This is a genomic window from Micromonospora salmantinae (genome assembly GCF_022230905.1).
Lineage (GTDB): Bacteria > Actinomycetota > Actinomycetes > Mycobacteriales > Micromonosporaceae > Micromonospora > Micromonospora salmantinae.
Map to the genome: position 1 here is coordinate 53,662 of NZ_JAKKFG010000001.1, position 22,675 is coordinate 76,336.

Annotated in this window: 22 protein-coding genes and 2 tRNA genes; 10 read left to right on the forward strand and 14 right to left on the reverse strand. The window is 70.5% G+C overall.

Going from position 1 to position 22,675, the window contains the following annotated elements:
- The first annotated feature begins 108 nt into the window (after nt 1–108).
- The 4 genes from PSH03_RS00245 to PSH03_RS00260 are packed head-to-tail and all read left to right on the forward strand — an operon-like array spanning nt 109 to nt 3,487.
- Complete coding sequence (locus PSH03_RS00245) at nt 109–1,878, forward strand: proline--tRNA ligase (RefSeq protein ID WP_238687909.1); 1,770 nt, start codon at nt 109–111, stop codon at nt 1,876–1,878.
- A gap of 57 nt (nt 1,879–1,935) precedes the next feature.
- Nucleotides 1,936–2,361, forward strand: a complete 426-nt coding sequence (locus PSH03_RS00250; RefSeq protein ID WP_030487636.1) for a CBS domain-containing protein — start codon at nt 1,936–1,938, stop codon at nt 2,359–2,361.
- A gap of 35 nt (nt 2,362–2,396) precedes the next feature.
- On the forward strand, nt 2,397–2,825 hold the full coding sequence (locus tag PSH03_RS00255; protein ID WP_124858574.1) for a SufE family protein: 429 nt from the start codon (nt 2,397–2,399) through the stop codon (nt 2,823–2,825).
- Nucleotides 2,826–2,845: 20 nt separating this feature from the next.
- Complete coding sequence (locus tag PSH03_RS00260) at nt 2,846–3,487, forward strand: DsbA family oxidoreductase (protein ID WP_238687910.1); 642 nt, start codon at nt 2,846–2,848, stop codon at nt 3,485–3,487.
- Nucleotides 3,488–3,561: 74 nt separating this feature from the next.
- On the opposite strand, the gene PSH03_RS00265 is transcribed toward PSH03_RS00260, so the two are convergent.
- The 6 genes from PSH03_RS00265 to PSH03_RS00290 form a co-directional block, all read right to left on the reverse strand.
- Nucleotides 3,562–4,110 (reverse strand): YbaK/EbsC family protein, encoded by a 549-nt coding sequence (locus PSH03_RS00265; protein WP_210782198.1) that lies wholly within the window; start codon nt 4,108–4,110, stop codon nt 3,562–3,564.
- A 95-nt stretch (nt 4,111–4,205) separates the two neighbouring features.
- The gene (locus PSH03_RS00270; protein WP_210782138.1) at nt 4,206–4,400 is read right to left on the reverse strand and encodes a hypothetical protein; all 195 of its coding nucleotides are present in this window, start codon (nt 4,398–4,400) and stop codon (nt 4,206–4,208) included.
- A 37-nt stretch (nt 4,401–4,437) separates the two neighbouring features.
- A complete protein-coding gene (locus PSH03_RS00275; RefSeq protein ID WP_238687911.1) occupies nt 4,438–5,220 on the reverse strand; it encodes an SDR family oxidoreductase in 783 nt (260 codons plus the stop codon).
- A 78-nt stretch (nt 5,221–5,298) separates the two neighbouring features.
- Entirely contained in the window at nt 5,299–5,952 is a 654-nt protein-coding gene (locus PSH03_RS00280; RefSeq protein ID WP_238687912.1) for a GAP family protein, read from the reverse strand.
- Between the two features lie 51 nt (nt 5,953–6,003).
- On the reverse strand, nt 6,004–7,392 hold the full coding sequence (locus PSH03_RS00285) for an MFS transporter (protein WP_238687913.1): 1,389 nt from the start codon (nt 7,390–7,392) through the stop codon (nt 6,004–6,006).
- A 59-nt stretch (nt 7,393–7,451) separates the two neighbouring features.
- The gene (locus PSH03_RS00290; RefSeq protein ID WP_210782130.1) at nt 7,452–7,712 is read right to left on the reverse strand and encodes a hypothetical protein; all 261 of its coding nucleotides are present in this window, start codon (nt 7,710–7,712) and stop codon (nt 7,452–7,454) included.
- A 218-nt stretch (nt 7,713–7,930) separates the two neighbouring features.
- Here PSH03_RS00290 and PSH03_RS00295 point away from each other — a divergent pair, with 218 nt between their 5' ends.
- The 3 genes from PSH03_RS00295 to PSH03_RS00305 all read left to right on the forward strand — a co-directional run bounded on the left by PSH03_RS00295 (nt 7,931) and on the right by PSH03_RS00305 (nt 14,131).
- Complete coding sequence (locus PSH03_RS00295) at nt 7,931–12,403, forward strand: cation-translocating P-type ATPase (RefSeq protein ID WP_238688001.1); 4,473 nt, start codon at nt 7,931–7,933, stop codon at nt 12,401–12,403.
- 171 nt (nt 12,404–12,574) lie between these two features.
- The gene (locus PSH03_RS00300) at nt 12,575–13,375 is read left to right on the forward strand and encodes an MBL fold metallo-hydrolase (protein ID WP_238687914.1); all 801 of its coding nucleotides are present in this window, start codon (nt 12,575–12,577) and stop codon (nt 13,373–13,375) included.
- Between the two features lie 168 nt (nt 13,376–13,543).
- A complete protein-coding gene (locus PSH03_RS00305) occupies nt 13,544–14,131 on the forward strand; it encodes a DUF4259 domain-containing protein (RefSeq protein ID WP_238687915.1) in 588 nt (195 codons plus the stop codon).
- A gap of 32 nt (nt 14,132–14,163) precedes the next feature.
- Here the strand turns inward: PSH03_RS00305 and PSH03_RS00310 are convergent, their stop codons facing one another.
- The gene (locus tag PSH03_RS00310; protein ID WP_238687916.1) at nt 14,164–14,403 is read right to left on the reverse strand and encodes a hypothetical protein; all 240 of its coding nucleotides are present in this window, start codon (nt 14,401–14,403) and stop codon (nt 14,164–14,166) included.
- A 34-nt stretch (nt 14,404–14,437) separates the two neighbouring features.
- On the opposite strand from PSH03_RS00310, the gene PSH03_RS00315 reads away from it, so the two are divergent.
- A complete protein-coding gene (locus PSH03_RS00315) occupies nt 14,438–14,644 on the forward strand; it encodes a hypothetical protein (RefSeq protein ID WP_238687917.1) in 207 nt (68 codons plus the stop codon).
- A gap of 75 nt (nt 14,645–14,719) precedes the next feature.
- Here PSH03_RS00315 and PSH03_RS00320 read toward each other — a convergent pair.
- The 6 genes from PSH03_RS00320 to gyrB all read right to left on the reverse strand — a co-directional run bounded on the left by PSH03_RS00320 (nt 14,720) and on the right by gyrB (nt 20,747).
- Nucleotides 14,720–14,795: transfer RNA gene (locus PSH03_RS00320), tRNA-Ala, on the reverse strand.
- A gap of 37 nt (nt 14,796–14,832) precedes the next feature.
- A complete protein-coding gene (locus PSH03_RS00325) occupies nt 14,833–14,961 on the reverse strand; it encodes a DLW-39 family protein (RefSeq protein WP_209444550.1) in 129 nt (42 codons plus the stop codon).
- A gap of 42 nt (nt 14,962–15,003) precedes the next feature.
- Nucleotides 15,004–15,077 (reverse strand) — tRNA-Ile (locus PSH03_RS00330).
- 151 nt (nt 15,078–15,228) lie between these two features.
- On the reverse strand, nt 15,229–16,143 hold the full coding sequence (locus PSH03_RS00335; protein WP_210782118.1) for a DUF3566 domain-containing protein: 915 nt from the start codon (nt 16,141–16,143) through the stop codon (nt 15,229–15,231).
- 4 nt (nt 16,144–16,147) lie between these two features.
- Nucleotides 16,148–18,670, reverse strand: coding sequence for a DNA gyrase subunit A (gene gyrA / locus PSH03_RS00340; RefSeq protein WP_210782116.1), 2,523 nt, complete (start codon nt 18,668–18,670; stop codon nt 16,148–16,150).
- Nucleotides 18,671–18,800: 130 nt separating this feature from the next.
- On the reverse strand, nt 18,801–20,747 hold the full coding sequence (gene gyrB, locus PSH03_RS00345) for a DNA topoisomerase (ATP-hydrolyzing) subunit B (protein ID WP_210782114.1): 1,947 nt from the start codon (nt 20,745–20,747) through the stop codon (nt 18,801–18,803).
- 521 nt (nt 20,748–21,268) lie between these two features.
- Between gyrB and PSH03_RS00350 the strand changes: the two genes are divergently transcribed.
- Entirely contained in the window at nt 21,269–21,823 is a 555-nt protein-coding gene (locus PSH03_RS00350; protein WP_210782112.1) for a hypothetical protein, read from the forward strand.
- Here the strand turns inward: PSH03_RS00350 and PSH03_RS00355 are convergent.
- Nucleotides 21,808–22,320, reverse strand: a complete 513-nt coding sequence (locus tag PSH03_RS00355; protein ID WP_238687918.1) for a MarR family winged helix-turn-helix transcriptional regulator — start codon at nt 22,318–22,320, stop codon at nt 21,808–21,810. The two genes, PSH03_RS00350 and PSH03_RS00355, sit on opposite strands and share 16 nt — an antisense overlap.
- A gap of 125 nt (nt 22,321–22,445) precedes the next feature.
- Between PSH03_RS00355 and PSH03_RS00360 the strand changes: the two genes are divergently transcribed.
- The gene (locus PSH03_RS00360) at nt 22,446–22,673 is read left to right on the forward strand and encodes a hypothetical protein (protein WP_210782103.1); all 228 of its coding nucleotides are present in this window, start codon (nt 22,446–22,448) and stop codon (nt 22,671–22,673) included.
- The last annotated feature ends 2 nt before the right edge of the window (nt 22,674–22,675 follow it).

The following is a 22,675-nucleotide window of genomic DNA, read 5'->3' on the forward strand; positions in this document are numbered from 1 at the left end:
AGCAACGCCCGGCACCGCCCCGAATCCACTACGTGTCGGAGGTCATGGGGCAAGCGTCGCGGGGAATGGGCTCGCCCGGCTGGTCGGCGTGGCTCTACCCTTCGGCCCATGCTGCTACGCATGTCGACGCTGTTGCTGCGGACCCTGCGCGAGGATCCGGCCGACGCGGAGGTGCCGAGCCATCGGCTGCTGCTGCGCGCCGGCTACATCCGTCGTGCCGCACCGGGCGGCTACACCTGGCTGCCGCTGGGCAAGCTGGTGCTTGATCGGATCACCGAGGTCGTCCGCGCCGAACTGGTGGCGATCGGCGACCAGGAGGTGCACTTCCCGGCGCTGCTGCCCGCCGAGCCGTATCGCACCAGCGGCAGGTGGACGGAGTACGGCGACGACATCTTCACCCTCGCCGACCGGCGCGGTGCCGAGCACCTGTTGGCGCCCACCCACGAGGAGATGGCGGCGCTGCTGGTCAAGGACCTGTTCACCTCGTACCGGGACTTCCCGGTGACGCTGTTCCAGGTGCAGACGAAGTTCCGCGACGAGGCGCGGCCGCGGGCCGGGTTGCTGCGTGGCCGCGAGTTCCTGATGAAGGACGCGTACTCCTTCGACCTGGACGAGGCGGGGCTGCGGGAGGCGTACGGGCGGCATCGCGCCGCGTATCAGCGGATCTTCGATCGGTTGGGGCTGGACTACACGGTGGTGCGGGCGATGTCCGGCGCGATGGGCGGCTCCGCGTCGGAGGAGTTCCTGGCGGCGACGCCGGTCGGCGAGGACACCTTCGTCGGTTGCACCTCCTGCGACTTCGCGGCCAACACCGAGGCGGTGGCCACCCGGGTGCCGAGCGCCGGTGACCCGAGCGCGCAGCCGGCCGTCGAGGTGCACGACACTCCGGAGACTCCGACGATCGCCAGCCTGGTGGAGTTGGCCAACGCGCGCCGGTTGGGCGGTCGGGACGGCTGGACCGCCGCCGACACCCTGAAGAACGTCGTGTTGTCAGTTCGTCGGCCGGGTGCCGACCGGGCCGAGCTCCTGGTCGTCGGGCTGCCCGGTGACCGGGAGGTCGACCTGAAGCGGGTCGGTGCCGCACTGCACCCGGCACAGGTGACCGTCTTCGAGGAGTGGGCCGAGCATCCGGAGCTGGTTCGCGGCTACATCGGACCGCAACTGCTCGACAAGCTGGGCATCCGCTACCTGGTCGACCCTCGGGTGGTGACCGGGTCTGCCTGGCTGACCGGGGCGAACGAGCCGGGCCGACACGCGACCGACGTGGTGTGCGGACGGGACTTCACCCCGGACGGCACCATCGAGGCGGCCGACGTCCGCGCCGGCGACCCCTGCCCGGAGTGCGACGCCGGCGAGCTGACCATCCGGCGGGGCATCGAGATCGGGCACATCTTCCAGCTCGGCCGCCGCTTCACCGACGCCTTCGCTGTCGACGTGCTCGGGCCGGCCGGCAAGCCGGTCCGGCCGACGATGGGCTGCTACGGCATCGGGGTTTCCCGGGCGGTGGCGGCCGTGGCCGAGCAGCACCACGACGACCGGGGACTGGTCTGGCCGGCGGCGGTCGCGCCGTGTGACGTACACCTGGTGGTTGCGGGCAAGGGCCCGCAGCTCGACGCGGCGCTGGAGCTCGGCGGGCGTCTCGCCGCCGCCGGCCTGCGGGTGCTTGTCGACGACCGCACGCACGTCTCGGCCGGGGTCAAGTTCACCGACGCCGAGCTGATCGGCATCCCCCGGGCCGTCGTGGTCGGCCGCCGGCTCGCCGAGGGGTACGTCGAGCTGCGCGAGCGGGCCGGCGACGGGCGCACCGAGTTACCGCTGGACGGTCTGGTGGATCGACTCGTCCACGAGGTACGCCAGGCTCGTGCGAGCCTGGTGTAGCTGCCGCGTCACAGGGTAGTGCTGTCGGATCGGGTGGAAACGTCTTCGGAGGCTCTCATGACCGGTTACCGGGTCAGTGACGTGATGACCAAGCAGGTGGTGTACCTGCCGGCCGAGACCACCCTGGACGAGGCGGCCAGGGTGATGAAGGAGGCCGACATCGGTGATGTGGTGGTGACCGACGGCGCCAGCCTCGCCGGCATGCTCACCGACCGGGACATCGTGGTGCGGGCCGTGGCGGAGAACAGCTCGCCTGCGGCCACCACCATCGGCTCGATCGTCACCCGCGAGGTCGTCATGATCGAGCAGCACTGCACGGCGGGTGAGGCGGCGGCGCTCATGCGGGATCGGGGCATCCGACGGGTGCTGGTCTGTGACAGTGACCGCAAGCTGGTGGGGATCGTCTCGCTCGGCGACCTGGCCATGCAGCTCGACCCCACCAGCGCGCTCAGCGAGATCAGCGAGCAGTCGCCCACCGTGTGACCGGGCCCTCGGGACGACGGCGGTAGCCTCGACGCATGGCTGACATGCCGGCCCGACTGGCCGAGATCGTCGACGAGTTCGCCGCCGCGCCGCGCGACCTGGTGCTGGAGATGCTCCTGGAGTACGCGGACGTCATCCCGGCGCTGCCGGAGGGCGCCGCGGAGCGCGAGGGCATGGAACAGGTGCCCGAGTGTCAGACGGCGTTCTTCCTGCGCGCCCGGGTGACCCCGGAAGGCACAGTGGAGACGCTCTTCGACTGCCCACCGGAGGCGCCCACCACCCGGGCGTTCGCCGGGATCCTCGCCGAGGGGCTGGCCGGGGCGAGCGCCGAGCAGGTGCTGGCCGTGCCGGACGACCTCTATCAGCGGATGGGGCTGGCGCAGGCGATCAGCCCGCTGCGGATCCGTGGCGGCACGGCGATCCTGGGCCGCCTCAAGCGGCAGATCCGGGAACAACTCGGCTGACCGCGAGGTTGCCACCGATCATGGAGATCGAGATCTACGCGGACGTCATCTGCCCGTGGTGCTACATCGGCAAGCGCCGCCTGGATGAGGCCCTCGCCAGCTACGAGGGCGAGGTGACGGTCCGCTACCGGCCGTTCCAGCTCGACCCGTCGCCGGTGCCGCAGCCCCTGCCACTGGTGCAGGCACTGGCCGGCAAGTTCGGCGGCCCGGAGCGCGCCCGGCAGATGGTCGACCACGTGACCCAGGTCGCGGCGGCCGACGGGCTGCGGCTCGACTACGACCGCGCGGTGATCGCCAACACCTTCGACGCGCACCGGCTGGTCTCCTGGGCGACCGACCAGGGCAGGGCGGCCGAGATGGTGGAGGCGCTCTACCAGGCGCACTTCAACCACGGAGTCGACGTCGGCTCGCGGGAGGCGCTGGCCACCCTGGCCGGTGAGATCGGCCTCGACGCGGTCGACGCGCGCCGGTTCCTCGACTCCGACGAGCGCGTCGCCGACGTCGCCGCCGACCTGGCCGCCGCCCAGGATCTGGGCATCACCAGCGTGCCGACCTTCGTGCTGGCCGGGAAGTACGCGGTCTCCGGTGCGCAGGAAGTGCAGACGTTGCTCGCCGCGTTCGCCGAGGTCGAGCAGCGCGAGTCCGCAGCGCACTCACACTGAGTCACCGACGACCGGACGTCCGACATTGATGATCACGATGTTTCACGTGCAACAACATCGATGCCGATACCTGGTCAGACCGGCCTGGCCAGCCCTTCCACCACCTGGGCTCCCGGCAGCGCGCCCAACGCCGGCCCCGGCAGCGCAATCTTGCTGTGCCGTACGCCGGACCCGACGATCACGTGCGGTGTGGCGATGACCCGCGCGTCCACCAGGATCGGCCACTGCGCCGGCAGCCCGATCGGGGTGATGCCGCCGTACTCCATGCCGGTCAACTCGACAGCGTCGTCCATCGGGGCGAAGCTCGCCTTGCGGACGTCCAGCGTCCGGCGGGCCACCCCGTTCACGTCGGCCCGAGTGGTGGCCAGGATGATGCAGGCCGCGTAGCGCACCACGCCCTCACGCTTGCCCGCCACCACGACACAGTTGGCCGACACGTCCAGCCCCACCTCGTACGCCGCGCAGAACGCCGCGGTGTCGGCGAGGTCGGCGTCGATCGGCGCGACCAGCACGTCGTTGACGTCCACCGGCGCGTCGGCCGGCCACTGCGCGATGGCCTCCGCGACCGGCGGGGCGAGCAGATCCAGGCGGGCGCGGGCCGGTTCGGTCTTCAGCGTTCCCATCACGGGTGCGATCCTCGCATCCGCGACGCTGAACCGCCCGGCGGCTCCCCGGCCCCCCGGCGACGCCAGCGGCCCGGGCCGGATCGATCCGGCGCTCAACTGCCCGCGAGGAAGGCGTTGTCGCTCATGAAGGAGCGGTCGCGGGCAGCCGCCAACTCCTCCTCGCGCTGGGCCTTGGCCCGTTGCAGCTCCAGATCCTCGAACGCGTGCCGGACACCCAGCCGGATCACGCCGTAGAGGAAGACGAAGCCGAAGACGTAGAGGATCACAGTGGTGACGACAGCGAACATGGCGTCACGGTAAGACGAACGTGAACCGTTGTTGCTCTCATTTCCGGCCGGTTCCCCCGTACGTGTCGGCCAGGTGGTCGGCCCAGGTACGTACGCCCCGGGGCAGTGCCTCGGTGGCCAGACCACCGGCCCGCAGCTCGCGACCGAGCCGGCCGGGAATCCGCACCGGTAGCAGCGGTCGGCGCGAGCCTCGGGCCGCTCGCCACGCCCGGGCGGCCTCGTCGAAGCGAAGCACCTGCGGCCCACCCAGCTCCTCGATGCCGCCCAATGGTCCGGCGACCAGTCGGGCCGCCAGCCGCGCCGCCACCTCACCCGGGTCGACCGGTTGGGCGAGCACCGCCCGGTCCCCGATCACCGGGCCCAGCCGCGCGCTGGCGGTCAGCATGTCGTCCAGGAACTGGGGGAACTGGGTGGCCCGCAGCACCGACCACGGCACCGGACCGGCCGCGATCACCTGCTCGGCGGCGAGCTTGTGGCGGTAGTACGGGATCGGCACCCGATCAACCCCGACGATCGAGATGTAGACGATGTGCCGCACACCGGCAGTGCCGGCGGCCACCACCAGTCGTCGGGTGCCCAACACATCCACCTGGTAGGTCTGCCGACCCCGAGGCGCGGACGCCAGGTGCAGCACGGCGTCCATCCCGGTCACCGCCTCGGTCAGCCCGTCCCCGGTGACCAGGTCGGTCACCACCCACTCCACGTCCGTGCCGGCGGGTGGCCGGCGGCTGGTTGCCCGGACGCCGATCCCGTCGTCACGCAACCGACCCAGCACCGCACGGCCCAGAGTGCCGGACGCCCCGGTGATCAGAACCTTCATCTCGTCCTCCTTGGAACCCGTCCGACCCTTCCTGGTGTCGACGAAACGACACGCAATCCCGTGACGGCACGCGGCGGCTCACCCCGACCGGATCAGGTCCAACACGGTGAGCAGCGCGAAGAACGCGATCACGATCTCGTTGACGATCCAGGCGTGCCCCTCGGCCCATTCCCGCATCCGGGTCAGCACCCGAGATGCCCTGCTCCCCAACAGCAGCAACGCCAGCAGAGGCAGCGCGAGCAGGAGCACTGTGAGCAGCACGAACGGCACCAGGTGCCACCACGGCAGATCATGTCGGGCCACGCTCGCCCCGACGGTGGCCATGGTCAGGTCGTCGGTCGGCGTCGCCACGAAGAGCAGCGCACCCAGCCGCAGCGCCTGCGGCGGACCGGCATGCTCGATGCTTCCCAGCCAGCGCGGCGGTCCGGAGCGGCCCCGGCGGACCCAGATCAGCACCGCCAGGCACACCAGCAGGGCCAGCACCACCAGGTCGATGGCGGGGCCGCGATCGACCTTCCCGGCGGCGGCGCTGGCGTCGGCGACCACTCCACCCACCAACTTGGTCAACAACCAGGCCACTGTCACCCCGGCGGCGACCACCAGCCCCGCGCCGGCGAGGAAGCCCAGCGACGCCGCCCGGGGCCGATCCGACGAGGCCAGGAAAACGGCCACCACCAACTGCGTCCCGGCGACCATGACCACGGCGAGCGGAAGAATGGTCAGGAGGTTCATCGTCCGCCATCCTTCCGGCACGAGCGGGCGGGACGCGGCGGAATCCGCGGATCACCCGGCCGGTCGTACACCCCCGCCCACCGCGACCCGGCCGGCCAGCAGCGCCCCGAGCAGCGCCAGCCCAGCGGTCACCACGAGCGTCGTCGTGTAGCTGGCCGGGCCCGGCGCACTTCCCGCCGCCAACACGGCCCCGGTCAGCGCGAGCACTGTCGCCGCGAAGAGAGAGTCGCTCAGTTGCAGTGACGAGCTGTTGCGGCCCTGCTCACCCGGTGCGGACAACTCCAGGGTGAGCACCGACAACGACGGATAGAGCAGCCCCATGCCCAGACCGGCGACCGCCCAACCGAGCACGGCGACAGCCACCGGCAGCTCGGGCCGGACGGCCAGCGCGACCGTGGCGGTGCCGACCGTGATGCAGATCAACCCGGCACGCGGCAGGCTGGCCCGCGACACCGGCACCGGAATCCGGCCCTGCAACCAGGAGCCCGCCGACCAGGCCAGCGCGCCGACAGTGAGGACCAACCCGGCAGCGGTCGGCGAGAGACCCCGTTCCCGGGAGAGCATCAGCGGGATGACCACCTCGGCGCCGACGAAGGCCGCCGACGCCAGACCACGCAACCCCACCACGGTGGGCAACCCGCGCGCGGCCCGGAGGAAACCGGCCGGCAGCAGGCGCGGGGCACAGACCAGCAGGCCGACCACGGCGAACCCGACCAGCACCACTGCGGTGGCGCCGCGCTGCTGTCCCCCGATGTGCAGCAGTGCGGCACTCACCGCGGCCCCGCACGCCCAACCGATCCGCGCGGCCGCACCTGCCGGCGGGCTCGTCGCCGCACCCCGGGCCAGCGACCGCAGGCCGGGGTGGATCAGCAGCACCGCCGGCACCGCCACCGCCGGCACCGCCAGGAAGACCCACCGCCAGCCCAGGTACTGCACGATCAGGCCGGCAACCGCCGGCCCGACAAGCGACGGTACGACCCACGCCGCCGCGAACGCCGCGAAGATCCGCCGGTGCAGCTCCTGCGGGTACGCCTGCCCGACGATCACGTAGAGCGCCACCGAGAGCAGCCCGGAGCCGAAACCCTGCACGACCCGCCCGACGACCAGCGCGCTCATCACGGGGGCGGTCCCGGCGATCAGCAACCCGACCACGAACCAGGCGACGCCGTGCCACATCGGCCCCCTGGGACCCCGCGCGTCGCACCAGATGCCGGAGACCACCATGGCCAGCACACCGGTGGCGAACGGACCACCGAACGCGATCCCGTAGAGCGCCAACCCGTCCAGGCTGCGCGCGACGGTCGGCATCGCCGTACCGACCGCCAACGCCTCGAACGCGAGGAGTGAGATCAGCGCGACGCTGCCCACCGTCATCGCGCGCAGCCGCGGTGCGAAGAGTCCCGGTGCGGCGGGTGTGGTGGTGACGGCTGTGCTCGGCATCGGCCGAGCATGCGACTTCAACCCTGATTCATGTCAACCGTCCGGTGACCCGGCTCTCGTCAGGCGTCCTGCAGCGCCTCCCCGACACCGCGCACCAGCCCGGAAAAATGCTGGTCTGCCAGCAGGTGACCAGCGGTGATCACCACAGCGATCGGCCACTCGATGACCTGTAGCGCGGCGAGCACTCCGAGCCCGGCGTAGTAGGCGACCTTGTCCGGTGGCGGCACCGCCACCTCACCCACCATCGGCAGTTGCACCCGCCGGTTGTACATCGAGACGTTCTCCCGTGAACCGTTGAGATGTCGCGTCAGTGTGCTCATGCCGGCCTCCCCATGTCCGGTGATGGTCGTCGGGTTCCACAGCCCATCCCGTCCATGCGCCAGCGACGGCGGAAAATTCCGCCACTCAAGGGGCATAACGGATGGCAGGTCGGGAAGCCAGGCCGCCGGACGTGAGTGCGGTGGGAGGACGACATGGCCAAGGTCAGGACGAGCGGCAACAGGGAGCCGGGCCGGCGCCCGTCCAGCCGTACGCCTCGATGACGGCGGCGGGTCGCGCTGCCGGCCGCATCCTGCCGTCCTTCGGCGTGCCGCATCTGGTCGGCGAGGCGTCCCGGTCGGTCAGCTCGGCCGCGGTCCGGCTGGCCCGGACGGCCGGGCTGACGCGGCGTCGGGTCTGGTCCCGGCCGGGCCGGCACCACATCGAGGTGCACGGTGTCTGCCAGGACGGTGGCAACCGGCTGGCCCGTCAGGTGGAGGGCGCGCTGGAACGGATGCCCGGGGTGGCCTGGGCCCGGGTCAACGCACCCTCCGGCCGGGTGGTGATCGCCGTCCAGACCCCCGAACCGACGTTGCGCGACCTGATCGCCACCATCGACCGAGTCGAGCGGACCTGCGACCACGAACCGGACCCGGAGATCCCACCGCCGCACCCACCGGAGGAGGGGCCGCGCACACCGCGCACCCTCGGCGCGCTCGCCTCGGACGCACTGGGCCTGACCATCTCGGCAGCCACCCGGATCCTGCCGTTCGCGCCGCTGCCCGGCGAGGTGGCCGGCCTGCTCTCCGCTGTGGATCTTCAACCGAAACTGCACGAGTTCATCGGCAGACGGCTGCGCTCCGACCCGCGCGCCGACATCCTGTTTCCGCTGGCCGAGGCGGTGGTGCAGGGCTTGACCGGCCGCTGGACGGGCATCGTCCTGGACGGTGCCCAACGGGTCGTGCAGTGGGGTGAGGATCGGGCCCAACTCTCCGCCTGGGAAAAGGCCGAACCACGGCTGACCGGCGACGCCGAACGAGCCACCGCCCGCTGGCCGGTGATCGAACGTCCGCGGCCGAAGCCGGACGGCCCGGTCGAGCGGTACATCAACCGCATGCTCGCCGCCGGTGCGGCCGCCGGCGCGGCGGCGGTGCCGTTCGCCGGGCCGAAGCGGGCCACCGCGCTGGGTCTGTCCGCGCTGCCGAAGGCGCCGGGCAGCGGCCGCGAGGGGTACGCGGCTCAGCTCGGCCGGATGCTGGCCCGGCGTGGTGTGATCGCGATGGACCGGAGTGTGCTGCGCGAACTGGACCGGATCGACACGCTCGTGCTCGACGCCGCCGTGCTCGGCTCGGACCGGGGCGTCCTGGCCGATCTGGCGCCGGCGTCCGACGCGGACGTCGACCAGGTGGCGGAGCGGGCCTTCGCGTTGTTCGACCCGGACGACCCGTCCGCCTCCCGGACGGCGGACGGCTGGCGGCTCGGGCCGCTGGACCGGATGCCCGCGAACGACCCGGACGCCATCCCGGACGCGGCCCGGCTGCGCTCCGCTGGCGGCCAACTCCTCGGCCTCTGCCACGGCGACCGGCTCGCCGCCCTGTTGCGGGTCGAGCCGGAACCCGCGCCCGGCGTCGACGGCCTGCCCTCCGCCGCCCGACATGCCGGCCTGCGGCTGGTCGTCGCCGGCGGCGACGAGCAGCGGTACGGCTTCGCCGACGCGATGCTCCCCGGCGGGGACCAGTTGGCCGAGTCGGTACGCGCGTTGCAGCGCGACGGCGCCGTGGTGATGCTGGTCTCCGCGGACCGGAAGGCACTCGGCGCGTCCGACTGCGGTCTCGGGTTCGCCGCGCCGGAGGAACTGCCCCCGTGGGGCGCGCACCTGCTGGTCGGTGCCGACCTGCGGGTGGTGGCGCTGGTGATCGAGGCGACCGGGGTGGCCCGGCGCACGGCCCAGCAGAACATCCGCCTGGCCATGGCCGGCACCGGTCTCGGGGCGTTGGGCGCGTTCACCGCCCCACCGACCCAGCTGCCGCACCGGGCGCTCGTCGCGGTCAACGGCGCGGCCGGGCTGGCCTTCGCCAACGGGGTCTGGCAGGCCCGCCGGTTGCACGACCAGTCCGACACCCCGGTGCCCGTGGCAACCGCCTGGCACCTGATGCCGGTCGGCACCGTGCTCGACCACCTGCGTTCCGCCCCGGACGGCCTGGCCAGCGCCGAGGCGCAACGCCGACGCCACGGTTCCGGTGACAACGGCGGCGCCGGACCCGGACGTGGTGGCCTGCTGCGTGCCTTCGTGGACGAGTTGTCCAACCCGCTCACGCCGGTGCTGGCCGCCGGGGCGGTGCTTTCCGCGTCGTTCGGCTCACTTGTCGACGCCGCGTTGGTGGGCAGCGTGGTCGGTGGGTCCGCCCTGATCGGGGCGGTGCACGAGCGCAACACGGAAAGGTCGCTGGCGGAGCTGCTGTCACGGTCGGCGGTGACCGCACGGGTCCGCCGGGACGGTGCCGAGCAGGTTCTCGCCGCCGAAGACCTGGTCCTCGGGGATGTCATCGCCCTCGAACCGGGCGACTCGGTGCCCGCCGACTGCCGGGTGCTCGAGTCGGTGGGCCTGGAGGCCGACGAGTCGTCGCTGACCGGTGAGTCGCTGCCGGTCGCCAAGTCCAACCGACCGGTGGTCGCCGCCGCCATCGCCGACCGACACTCGATGCTCTACGAGGGCACCACAGTCGCCGCCGGGCACGGCACCGCAGTGGTGGTGGCGACCGGCAACGACACCGAGGCCGGGCGCAGCCTCGCCCTGGTCAAGCAGGACCCGCCGGCCAGTGGGGTGGAGGCTCGGCTCGGCGCGTTGACCAGCGCCGCCATCCCGTTGGCGGCCGGTTCCGCGGTGGCGGTGGCCGGCGCGGGCCTGCTCCGAGGCGTACCCCTGGCCGAAACGGCGGCGACCGCCGCGAACCTCGCCGTGGCGTCGGTGCCGGAGGGGCTGCCGTTCCTGGTCAGCGCGGCGCAGCTGGCCGCGGCCCGGCGGCTGGCCGAGCACGGCGCGTTGGTCCGCAACCCGCGCACCATCGAGGCGCTGGGCCGGGTGGACGTGCTCTGCTTCGACAAGACCGGCACCCTCACCGAGGGCAAGCTGCTGCTGGCCGGGGTCGGCGACAGCGTCGGCGACCGGTACGCCCCGCTGGACCGGTTGGACGACCGGCTCCGGATGACGCTGGCCGCGGCGCTGCGGGCCACCCCCGCCGCGAAGAACCCGGAGGAGTTGGCGTTGCAGACCGACCGGGCGGTCCGTCGGGGCGCCGGGGAGGCCGGGGTGGTGGAGCAGACCGGCGCCGCCGGGTGGCGGGCCGCCGGAGGGCTGCCGTTCGAGCCGTCCCGCGGCTACCACGCGAGCATCGGACAGACCGACGGTCACCTGTTGTTGAGCGTCAAGGGTGCTCCGGAGACGGTGCTGCCGCGCTGTTCGTCCCGACGGATGGACGGTCGTCAGGAGCCGCTGGACGACGCCGGCCGCGCGGAGCTGGAGCGGATGCTCGCCGACCGGGCCGGGGCGGGAAACCGGATCCTCGCCGTCGCGGAGTGCCCGGTGAACGACCCGAAGGTGACCGACTCCGACGTTCGAGGGCTGACCTTCGTGGGTTTCCTGGCCCTCGCGGACGGTGTCCGGGAGAGCGCAGCCCCGGCGGTACGCCGGATCCGGCAGGCCGGCGTGCACACCATCATGATCACTGGTGATCACCCGGCCACCGCAGAGGCGATCGCCGCCACCATCAGTGAACACGACGAACAGCGGGTGGTCACCGCCGCTGAACTCGACCAGTTGGACGACGACGCGCTCGCCGAGCGGTTGGCCAACACCGACGTGGTGGCCCGCTGCACCCCTGCGCACAAGGTGCGGATCATCCAGGCGTTGCAGAAGTGCGGGCGGACCGTGGCGATGACCGGCGACGGCGCCAACGACGCCCCGGCGATCCGGCTGGCCGACGTCGGCATCGCCCTCGGTCAACGGGGCACCCCGGCCGCCCGCGCCGCAGCCGACCTGGTGGTCACCGACGACCGGCTGGAAACCATCATCGCCACCCTGATCGAAGGGCGGGCGATGTGGTCGTCGGTGCGGCACGCGCTCAGCATCCTGGTCGGTGGCAACCTCGGTGAGATCGCGTTCAGTGTGCTCACCGCAGCGGCGACCGGCCGCTCCGCGCTCACCGGGCGACAACTTCTGCTGGTCAACCTGCTCACCGACCTGGCGCCGGCGCTGGCCATCGCGGTCCGGCCGCCCGCATCGGACCGCACCGACGCGCTGCTCCGGGAGGGCCCGGACACGGCGCTCGGCGAGAGCCTCACCAGGGAGATCGGGCTGCGGGCGGCAGCCACCACGCTGGGCGCGACAGCGGGCTGGACGTTGGCCCGCTACACCGGACGCCGTCAGCGGGCCGGCACTGTCGCCCTGGTCGCCCTGGTCGGCACCCAACTCGGGCAGACCATCCTGGCCGGCGGCACCAGTCCGGCCGTGCTGGCCTCCACGGCGGCGTCACTGGGCGTCCTGGTCGTGGTGGTGCAGACCCCGGGGGTGAGCCAGTTCTTCGGCTGCACCCCGCTCGGGCCGGTGGGCTGGACCATCGGGGCCGGGTCGGCGCTCGGCGCGACCTTCGCCAACGGCGCGCTCACCAAGCTGGTTGAACGCCTCCCGGAGACCCGCCCCAACCGGACCGAATCCGGTGCCGAGTCAGCGGCGGACGGTGGTTCCGCCAGCTGACGCGGACTTGGCACTCGGGCTGGAGTTGATCCCTCGACGGCGTCGCCGTCCGGATCGCGCGCTCCGACACCTGACCCGCACGCGTGCACTGGTCGGCCCGTCAGCGGCGTCAAGGGCTGAGCCGCATGCCGACGGCTCATCGGGGTACCGGAGCCGCAGGAGGTGGGCGCGATGGTGGAGCAACCCCAGGTGACGTTCATCGGTACCGCGACGACGGTGCTGCGGATCGGCGGCTTCACCCTGTTGACCGACCCGAACTTCCTGCACCGGGGTCAACGGGCGTACCTGGGCAAGGGGTTGTGGTCGCGCCGACGCACGGACCCGGCGCTGCGGATCGCCCAGCTCCCGGAGCTGGACGCGGTGGTCCTCTCCCACCTGCACGGCGACCACTTCGATCGGGTGGCCCGTCGGGAACTGGCCCGCGAGCTGCCCATCATCACCACCCCCGCGGCGGAACGCAAGCTGCGCCGCTGGGGCTTCCGGGCCGCCCAGGGTCTGCCGACGTGGTCGTCCCGGGAGCTGCACCGCGACGGTACGACAGTGCGGCTGACCTCGATGCCCGGCCAGCACGGCCCGGGCGCACTGGACCTGCTGATGCCCGACGTGATGGGCACGATGATTGACGTGGAACGCTCCGGGCGGCGGGAGTTCCGGCTCTACGTCACCGGCGACACCCTCAACCGGCCGCTACTCACCGCGATCCCCGAACGCTATCCGGACATCGACGCGATGCTGATCCACCTCGGCGGCACGAAGGTCGCCGGGATCCTGCTCACCATGGACGCCCGCCAGGGCGCGGACCTGGTGGAGCTGGTCCGTCCACAGCTGACCGTGCCGATCCACTACGACGACTACCCGGTGTTCCGCTCACCGCTGGCGCACTTCGTCGACGAGGCCCGCCGCCGAGGTTGGGCAAAGCAGGTACGCACCATCGCCCGTGGCGAGACCGTCCCGCTCACTCCTACCGCCTGACGGCGGTGTCGGCTCCGGCGGCTCCGGCGGCCAGATGACAAAGACCTTGAGCCGGTTGTCGTCGCCGCAGATCGGCAGCGCACCGACCCCCAACTCGGCCATCCGCTTCGCGGCCGACTTCAGGTCGTCTGGCGTCACTGATCTGCATCGAAGCAACTGGAGGCGAGGGTGCCCGAACGGCTGCCGCCGCTCGTGACCCACGTCCGTCGGCCAGCTTGGCTGTATCGATGGCTGTACAACCAAGCGCTCTCGCGCCTTGCGTCCGTCCCCGCTTGGCTTCATGATCCGCTCACCGGGAACGTGAAGGAGGAGCACATGGGCACCTGGGATGACGGCCCGTTCGACAACGACAGCGCCGCCGACTGGTGCGGTGACCTCCACGATGCCGATCCGCCTGCCCGGCCGGCAATGGTTCGTGCTGCTCTGACAACGGCAGCATTCAACACCGGGTACCTCGACCATGACGACGCCGCCTCGGCCATCGCCGCAGCGGCCATCGTGGCGTCTCCGATGCCCGGAGGAGACCCGATAACCTCGCCGTACGCGCCGGATTTCCTGCTTGCTGGTGAATCCCTCGACTTGGACGACGACCTGCCACAGTTGGCGGTCGGAGCACTTGACCGGGTCCTCGGCGACGACTCGGAGTGGCGGAGCCTATGGGGCGAGGCGGGAGCGAGTGAGTTCCCGCAGATCAACAAGCTCCGCGCAGTGCTGTCCGGTCCGCCCGAACTGCCCGGCCAGATCGCGATGCTTTAGGGACTGCGCGCCCCTGGGCGGTGATCTCCCCGTCATTCCGAGTCATCGACCCAATCCATGCTGGGGTCCTCTTCGTCGGGCGACGTTGTGATCACCTGGTCCCATGCGATGACAATCGCTGCGGCCTGCCGCTCGCTACAGGCCAAGCCGCTGAGCAGGACGTTGTTCTGATAGTCGAGGATCTCGAAGCGCCATCGATCGAGTTCCGGCCGGCGTTCCACCGTTGCCCAGAAGTGGCCGGAAAGATCGCTGGGGAACACCTCGTCTGGCACACACCGCTCCTCTGCCTCAAAGCCCATCTCCGCCGTGAGTCCGCACATCGTGGACCAGGCCAAGGAACGGCTCGCGGCCGGCGAGGTGTGGTCGGATCTGGACCTGGTCTCCTGCTCGACCAGGGCGAGGGAGCTGCGGACGGTGATGGAGCTGCTCGGGCACTCCACGATCCGGATGACGGCCGACACCTACGGCCACGTTCTGCCGGCGCGGGGCTCGTCGGGCGGCCCCGGCCATTGACCGGATTATCGGCCAGGAGGGGACGGCGTGACCGGCTTGGCTGTACTCGGGACCGAGATCAACCGGGGAAAGTGCTGGTGGAGCCCAGGGGACTCGAACCCCTAACCCCTGCCTTGCAAAGGCAGTGCTCTGCCAGTTGAGCTAGGGCCCCGCGAATTGCGCGGCGATTGCCGCGCGTTGCGAGAGCGTCAGCGCAGGTCGGGCGCGGTGGTCGCCTCGTGCCACAGGGCACGCTCGTCGTTCGACGCCTTGATCTTGTTGAACACGACGGCGGCCACACCGACGACGCCAGCCAGAATCAGCAGCTTCTTGAACATGGGGCGACCCCTCGCGCTCGACTACCGTCGGACGACATGCGGTGGGGCTAGATGGAATCGAACCATCGACCTCAGAGTTATCAGCTCTGCGCTCTAACCGACTGAGCTATAGCCCCGCGTTGCGACGAGCAAGATTAACCCATCCGCTCCGCCGGCCCCAAATCGGGGTCCGAGCTTGCGAGCCAGGCTCGTCGCCGCCTGCAAAACCTACCCGAGTACGGGACGCCGGAGCGACCGCTTTCCGCGGTGCCCCGGCGTCCCGGTCACTCAGTCCCGCTCGGCGAGGGTCAGCTCGATCCCGCCGACCAGGTCGGCGCAGACGTTGTAGACGAACGCGCCAAGGGTGGCCAGCGCGGTGAACAGCACCACGTTGACCAGGCCGATCAGCGCCGAGCTGAGAATCACGCCCTTGGCGGTGATCTGGAAGCCGCTGGTGCTCTGCCCACCGCCGGCGTTGACCAGATCACTCAGGCTCTCGTTGACGCTCTGGAACACACCCATCGCGTCCAGCGCCAGATAGAGCACCGAGGTGGCGACCACCACGACGATGAAGAGCACCACCGACACCGCGAATGCGAACTTCATCACGGACCACGGGTCGATCCGCTTGAGGTTCAGCCGGGCCCGACGCGGTCCGCGGGAGGCGGCCGAGCTGACCGACGTACGCGCCGCACGCACCGCGTCACCGACGCGGGCCGCACCGACGGCGGACGCGTTGCCGATCCCCGGTGGCAGGCCACCACCGCTGGCCGGGCGGCCGGCAGCGGCGGCCGTACGCGTCGCGTCCGACTGGGGCTGGGTCATCCCGGGTGTGATCCGCGGCTGGGTGCCGGTGGAACCGGTTGACGCGGCCTGACCGGGCCGGAGACCGATCGGCTGGGTGGTGGCCGGACGTGCCGAGGGCGCCGCTGCCGGAGCCGGAGGATTGGCGGCGGCCGACGTCGGCGCCTCGGCGCTGGGCGCCTCGGTCTTGTCGCCGGACTCGCCACCTTCGCCCGGCTGCTCCGGCGGGGGTGTCATACCTGGAGCCCTGGTGAACTTCGGGGCAGGCGCGTCGGCGGGGACCGTCGCCCGGCCCACGGCCGCGCGGCCGGTCGCTGGTGTGCCGCCCTTGGCGGCCTCCTCGTCGACCGGTTTGGCCGAGGTCCCCGAGTTCCCCGACTTCGCCTGTGTCTCCGTCATTCAACTAGTCCTGTTCGTCAGGCTCGTCGGCATTGCGAGCAATCGCCACGATAGTCACGCCGTCCGGGAGGTCCATCAGCTTGACCCCCATTGTGTTCCGGTCACGCGTACGCCGTACAGGCTTCACCGGAGTCCGAATGACACCACCGTTGCTGGTGATCGCGAACAGCTCGTCGTCCGGATCGATCACCACCGCGCCAACCAGACCACCGCGCCGTTCGGTGATCTTTGCAGTCAACACGCCCTTACCTCCCCGGCCCTGCACCGGGTATTCCTCGATCGGGGTCCGCTTCGCGTATCCCCCGTTCGTGGCCACCAGAACGTCCAAACCTTCCCGCACGACTTCCATGGCGAGCAGGACGTCGTCGTCCGTGAAGCGCATGCCGATGACGCCCGAGGTGGCCCGGCCCATCGGCCGCAACGCCTCGTCCGAGGCGTTGAACCGGATCGCCTGTGCCTTCTTCGAGACCAGCAGCAGATCGTTCTCCGGCGCAACCAGCGCAGCACCGACCAGCTCGTCCTCATCGCGCAGGTTGATCGCGATGATGCCGCCGGAACGGTTGGAGTCGAACTCCTCGAGCCGCGTCTTCTTCACCAGGCCGTTCTTCGTGGCCAGTACCAGATAGGGGGCTACCTGGTAGTTCGGGATCTCAATGATCTGCGCGATCTGCTCGTCGGGTAGGAAGGCGAGCAGATTGGCCACGTGTTGGCCCTTGGCTACCCTACTGGCCTCCGGCAACTCGTACGCCTTGGCCCGGTAGACGCGGCCCTTGTTCGTAAGGAACAAGATCCAGTCGTGGGTCGAGCAGACGAAGAAGTGGCTGACGATGTCGTCCTGCCGCAGCGTGGCGCCACTGACGCCCTTACCGCCGCGCCGCTGCGAGCGGTACAGATCGACCTTGGTCCGCTTGGCGTACCCGGTGCGGGTGATCGTGACGACCACGTCCTCGCGGGCGATGAGGTCCTCCATCGAGACCTCGCCGTCGAACGGGATGATCTGCGTCCGGCGGTCGTCGCCCCACTTGGTGACGATCTCGCCCAGCTCGTCCGAGACGATCTTCCGCTGCCGCTCGGGCTTGGCGAGGATGTCCTTGAGGTCGGCGATCTCGATCTCGAGCTTCGCCAGGTCGTCGATGATCCGCTGCCGCTCCAGGGCGGCGAGCCGGCGCAGCTGCATGTCCAGGATCGCTGTCGCCTGAATCTCGTCGATCTCCAGCAGCCGGATCAGGCCCTGCCGGGCGTCGTCCACCGTCGGAGAGCGCCGGATCAGGGCGATCACCTCGTCCAGCGCGTCCAGCGCCTTGCCCAGGCCGCGCAGGATGTGTGCCCGCTCCTCGGCCTTGCGCAGCCGGAACGCGGTCCGCCGGCGGATCACGTCGATCTGGTGCTCGACGTAGTAGCGGAGGAACTGGGCCAGGTTGAGCGTGCGCGGCACCCCGTCGACCAGGGCCAGCATGTTGGCGCCGAAGGTCTCCTGAAGCTGGGTGTGCTTGTAGAGGTTGTTCAGCACGACCTTCGCGACCGCGTCGCGCTTGAGCACCAGGACGATCCGCATGCCGGTACGACCGGAGGACTCGTCGCGGATGTCGGCGATGCCGGCGAGCTTGCCCTCCTTGATCAGCTCGGCGATCCGCTCGGCGAGGTTGTCCGGGTTGACCTGGTAGGGCAGCTCGCTGACGACCAGGCAGGGGCGGCCCCGCTTGTCCTCCTCGACCTCCACCACGGCGCGCATCCGGATCGAGCCGCGACCGGTGCGGTACGCGTCCTGGATCGCTGTGGTGCCGACGATCAGGCCGTGGGTCGGGAAGTCCGGGCCCTTGACGATGCCGAGCAGGGCTTCGAGGGTGGTCTCCTCGTCCTCCTCCGGGTGCTCCAGGCACCACTGCACCGCCGCGCCGATCTCCCGCAGGTTGTGTGGCGGGATCTTGGTGGCCATGCCGACCGCGATGCCCTCGGAGCCGTTCACCAGGAGGTTGGGGATCCGCGACGGCAGGATGGTGGGCTCCTTGGCCCGGCCGTCGTAGTTGTCCTGCAGGTCGACGGTGTCCTCGTCGATGTCCCGCAGCATCTCCATGGCGAGGGGGTCGAGCTTGCACTCGGTGTATCGCATGGCGGCGGCCGGGTCGTTACCCGGCGAGCCGAAGTTGCCGTTGCCGTCGACCAGCGGGTAGCGCAGCGACCAGGACTGCGCCATCCGGACCAGCGCGTCGTAGATCGCCGAGTCGCCGTGCGGGTGGAACTGACCCATCACGTCACCGACGACACGGGAGCACTTCACGTAGCCGCGGTCCGGACGGTAGCCGGAGTCGAACATCGCGTAGAGGATCTTGCGGTGGACCGGCTTGAGGCCGTCCCGGACGTCCGGCAGCGCGCGACCGACGATGACGCTCATCGCGTAGTCGAGGTAGGAGCGCTGCATCTCCACCTCGAGCCCGACCGGTTCGATCCGGTCGTGCGCGACCACCGCGGCGATGGCCTCGGCGGGAACCTCGGGCTCGTTCGGTGTGGACTCGGGAGAATCGGTCACTGTATACCCTTATCAGACTCAGAGTCGTTTTCGTGCTGTGGATAACGGCTGTGGATACCGGCCAAGCTGTGGATAACTCTGTGGACCGCCGGATCGGCCGGGCAGTGCCCGGCCGATCCACAGCAGTCCGTCAGATGTCCAGGAACCGCACGTCCTTGGCGTTGCGCTGAATGAACGACCGGCGCGCCTCGACGTCCTCACCCATCAGCACACTGAACAACTCGTCGGCGGTCGCCGCGTCGTCGAGAGTGACCTGACGCAGCGTACGCGTCGCCGGGTTCATGGTGGTTTCCCACAGCTCGGGGTAGTTCATCTCGCCGAGGCCCTTGAAGCGCTGAATGTCGTCCGGCTTGGCGTTCGGCTTCTTCTGCTGGCGCAGCACGATCAGACCGTCCCGCTCGCGGTCGGAGTACGCGTACTGGGCGTCGTCGCCCTTCTTGTTCCACTTGATCTTGTAGAGCGGCGGGGCGGCCAGGTAGACGTGCCCCATCTCGACCAGCGGACGCATGAAGCGGAACAGCAGGGTGAGCAGCAGTGTCTGGATGTGCTGGCCGTCGACGTCCGCGTCGGCCATCAGCACCACCTTGTGGTACCGCAGCTTCTCCATGTCGAAGTCGTCGTGGATGCCGGTGCCCAGCGCGGTGATCAGCGCCTGGACCTCGTTGTTCTTCAGCACCCGGTCGATCCGGGCCTTCTCCACGTTGAGGATCTTGCCGCGGATCGGCAGGATCGCCTGGGTCCGTGGGTCGCGACCCTGCTTGGCCGAGCCGCCGGCCGAGTCACCCTCGACGATGAACACCTCGGACTCGCGGGGGTCGGTCGACTGGCAGTCGGCCAGCTTGCCCGGCATCGAGCCGGACTCCAGCAGCGACTTGCGCCGGGCCAGCTTGCGCGCCTGCTGGGCGGCGATCCGGGCGCGGGCCGCCTGGGACGCCTTCGTGATGATCATCTTGGCCTCGGCCGGGTTGCGGTCGAACCAGTCGACCAGCCGGTCGTTGCAGACCCGCTGCACGAAGCTCTTCACCGGGGTGTTGCCCAGCTTGGTCTTGGTCTGACCCTCGAACTGCGGGTTGGCCAGCTTGACCGAGATGATCGCCGCGAGCCCTTCGCGGATGTCCTCGCCGGAGAGCTTCTCGTCGCCCTTGAGGAGCTTCTTGTCGGTGCCGTACCGGTTGACCACGCTGGTCAGCGCGGACCGGAAGCCCTCCTCGTGGGTGCCGCCCTCGTGGGTGTTGATCGTGTTGGCGAAGGTGTAGACCGACTCGCCGTACGACTCGTTCCACTGCATGGCGATCTCGAGTGACATGCCCTCCTCTTCGGCCTCGAACTCGACCACTGTCTTGTGGATCGGGCTCTTCGAGGCGTTGAGGTGCCGGACGAAGTCCGCGATGCCGCCCTCGTAGTAGAAGGTCACCTCGCGCTGCCGGCCGTCCTCCTCCTCGGCCACCCGCTCGTCGAGCAGGTGGATGCGCAGGGCGCGGTTGAGGAAGGCCATCTCCTGCAGGCGTCGGTAGATGGTCTGGAAGTCGAAGTCGACGGTCTCGAAGACGTCGGGGTCGGGCCAGAAGGAGACCGCCGAGCCGGTGCGGTCGGTGGCCTCGCCCTTCTCCAGCGGGCTCGGCTTGGAGTTGGTGTAGTGCTGCCGCCACACGTTGCCGGACTTGTGGATCTCGACGAACATCTTGGTGGAGAGCGCGTTCACGACGGAGACACCGACGCCGTGCAGACCGCCGGAGACCGCGTACGCCTTGCCGTCGAACTTGCCGCCCGCGTGCAGGATGGTCAACGCGACCTCGACACCGGGCTTCTTGAGCTTCGGGTGAAGGTCGACGGGGAAACCACGGCCGTTGTCGGTGACCCGGACGCCGCCGTCGGCGAGCAGCACCACGTCGATGGTGTCGCAGTATCCTGCCAGCGCCTCGTCGACAGCGTTGTCGACGACCTCCCAGACGAGGTGGTGCAGACCGCGCTCGCCGGTGGACCCGATGTACATACCGGGCCGCTTGCGAACCGCCTCCAGCCCCTCGAGAACGGTGATCGACTCTGCGCCGTACTCCTGCTTGTCCTGCGCTGCCACCCTCGGCCACTTTCTCGCGTCAGCCGCGCCGGTAGGGCGCGTCGGGCGCGGGTTCGGCGGACAGGACGCGACGTCGGCGCGCGGACCGGCGCCGGAGAACTCCGGACAGCGGGTCGAACGCGCCGGTCGCCGCGGTTGCCCGCGGATCGCGATCGGCTCGACCCGACGTGGAGAATGAATCTGGGGCCACCGGCCCCGTCCCACTCCCGCACCGGGTCTTCGTCTCGCTGTCAATCCTACTGTGCGTGGGGGACAGAACCACCACTCGGCACCCTCAGCGAGGCGGCTGAGAAGTCCATAGCCGGCAGAACCCCGCCGCCCACGACTCCCCCCACACGCCAGGCCCTCATCGCACGCGCCGCCCCGGAACGGGTTGACCCGCTGTCGGGCGGGTCGGGGGTCGCGGCCGAAGCGTCAGTGCCGTACGTTTGCGGCGCCCCGGAACCAGCCTTGATCTTTACCGGTTGGAACCGGGACGATCGACCCGATCGACCCGACACGTGCTCTTTAAGAGGTGACAGATGGGGCTGGACAACGTCGCGGTGCACTGGCCGCGGACCGGCCGCTTCTACGATCCGGTCGCGCCGGCCGAGTTCGTCGACTTCGGCGAGATCGTCGACCTGCCGCGCATCTCCGCGCCGACCGCGGCGTTGGCCGAGCTGATCGCGAAGACCGGCACCATCCGGGCAACCGCGTACACCGAGTTGGTGGATCTGCTTCTCGGCCTCGAAGGTGTGTTGTACGCCACAGACGCCGCCGCCGAGGACGAGGACCCGGTGATCGACCCGGACGGCTGCTCCTGGATCGCGAGCGGCATCGAGCGGTTCGTGGCCGCGCACCGCGCGACCGGCGAGGCGGTCACCTTCGAGTCGGTGAGCATCGTGCTGCGCTCCCTGCTCGGCGACGGTCGGTTGGCCGAGCAGCAGCTGCGCTGGCTGGAGAGCCGGCTCGACGCGCTGCGTGACGAGCGCGGTGACCCGCCGCAGTGGAACTTCACCTGCGCCGAGCTGGGCGTGCTGGCCGCGTTCTACCGGCGCTGCGCCGAGCGCGGGTTCGCCGTCTACGCCGACGCCTGAGCCGCCGCGTCAGTCTCCGCGGCGGCCGGTCGGTTGGCGGCCGAGATCAGCTGCGTGAGCACCGCGTGCAGGTGTTGCAGGTCCTCGACGGGCAGCCCGAGCCGCTGCACGATCGCGGCCGGGATCTGCTCGGCCTGACTCCGCAGCGCTGCACCGCTGGCGGTGAGGGTGACGGCGAGGCTGCGCTCGTCGTTCGGGTCGCGTTCCCGGCGCAGGTAGCCGGCCGCCTCCAGCCGCTTCAGCAGGGGTGACAGCGTGCCCGGGTCGAGCTGGAGCAGGCGACTGAGGTCGCGACCGGACAACGGCGCGTGCTGCCAGAGCGCCAACATCACCAGGTACTGCGGGTGGGTCAGCCCCATCGGCTCCAGCAGCGGCCGGTACACGGCCACCACGCTGCGGGCGGCGACCGAGAGGGCGAAGCAGACCTGCTGCTCCAGGGCCAGCGGGTCGACCTGCTCCAGGGCCAGCGGGTCGACGCCGTCCGGTCGTTCGCTCATCGGTTGCCCTCTCTCCGCACGGTGACTATCGTACCGATCATTGGTACACCAACCATTGGTGCCCCAAAGGTCTGCTCGTGCGACGGGCGAGAACCGGCGAGGCGACGCGGGGAAGAGGGCGGCAGATGAGCGAGGACGGCGCGGTCACCAGGGCCCCTGGCGAGGGCGGCCGATTGATGCGTTGGGCCTTCCGGCACCTCGCCGGCCCGGCCGAGGGTGTGCAGGGCGCGGTGCAGGGCGGCTCGGCCGAGGCCCGCGAGGCGTGGAAACGTGACCTGGCCGAGCGCAAACGCTTCACCCGGGAGCAGCGGGAACGCAAGCGGGCAGCCCGCGAGGCCGACCGACGCGGCTGAAC

What these genes read in the sequence shown, in the direction of transcription:
- PSH03_RS00245 (WP_238687909.1), top strand. Translation starts at nt 109, where the DNA reads ATGCTGCTACGCATGTCGACGCTGTTGCTGCGGACCCTGCGCGAGGAT.
- PSH03_RS00250 (WP_030487636.1), top strand. Translation starts at nt 1,936, where the DNA reads ATGACCGGTTACCGGGTCAGTGACGTGATGACCAAGCAGGTGGTGTAC.
- PSH03_RS00255 (WP_124858574.1), top strand. Translation starts at nt 2,397, where the DNA reads ATGGCTGACATGCCGGCCCGACTGGCCGAGATCGTCGACGAGTTCGCC.
- PSH03_RS00260 (WP_238687910.1), top strand. Translation starts at nt 2,846, where the DNA reads ATGGAGATCGAGATCTACGCGGACGTCATCTGCCCGTGGTGCTACATC.
- PSH03_RS00265 (WP_210782198.1), bottom strand. Translation starts at nt 4,110, where the DNA reads ATGGGAACGCTGAAGACCGAACCGGCCCGCGCCCGCCTGGATCTGCTC.
- PSH03_RS00270 (WP_210782138.1), bottom strand. Translation starts at nt 4,400, where the DNA reads ATGTTCGCTGTCGTCACCACTGTGATCCTCTACGTCTTCGGCTTCGTC.
- PSH03_RS00275 (WP_238687911.1), bottom strand. Translation starts at nt 5,220, where the DNA reads ATGAAGGTTCTGATCACCGGGGCGTCCGGCACTCTGGGCCGTGCGGTG.
- PSH03_RS00280 (WP_238687912.1), bottom strand. Translation starts at nt 5,952, where the DNA reads ATGAACCTCCTGACCATTCTTCCGCTCGCCGTGGTCATGGTCGCCGGG.
- PSH03_RS00285 (WP_238687913.1), bottom strand. Translation starts at nt 7,392, where the DNA reads ATGCCGAGCACAGCCGTCACCACCACACCCGCCGCACCGGGACTCTTC.
- PSH03_RS00290 (WP_210782130.1), bottom strand. Translation starts at nt 7,712, where the DNA reads ATGAGCACACTGACGCGACATCTCAACGGTTCACGGGAGAACGTCTCG.
- PSH03_RS00295 (WP_238688001.1), top strand. Translation starts at nt 7,931, where the DNA reads ATGACGGCGGCGGGTCGCGCTGCCGGCCGCATCCTGCCGTCCTTCGGC.
- PSH03_RS00300 (WP_238687914.1), top strand. Translation starts at nt 12,575, where the DNA reads ATGGTGGAGCAACCCCAGGTGACGTTCATCGGTACCGCGACGACGGTG.
- PSH03_RS00325 (WP_209444550.1), bottom strand. Translation starts at nt 14,961, where the DNA reads ATGTTCAAGAAGCTGCTGATTCTGGCTGGCGTCGTCGGTGTGGCCGCC.
- PSH03_RS00335 (WP_210782118.1), bottom strand. Translation starts at nt 16,143, where the DNA reads ATGACGGAGACACAGGCGAAGTCGGGGAACTCGGGGACCTCGGCCAAA.
- PSH03_RS00350 (WP_210782112.1), top strand. Translation starts at nt 21,269, where the DNA reads ATGGGGCTGGACAACGTCGCGGTGCACTGGCCGCGGACCGGCCGCTTC.
- PSH03_RS00355 (WP_238687918.1), bottom strand. Translation starts at nt 22,320, where the DNA reads ATGAGCGAACGACCGGACGGCGTCGACCCGCTGGCCCTGGAGCAGGTC.
- PSH03_RS00360 (WP_210782103.1), top strand. Translation starts at nt 22,446, where the DNA reads ATGAGCGAGGACGGCGCGGTCACCAGGGCCCCTGGCGAGGGCGGCCGA.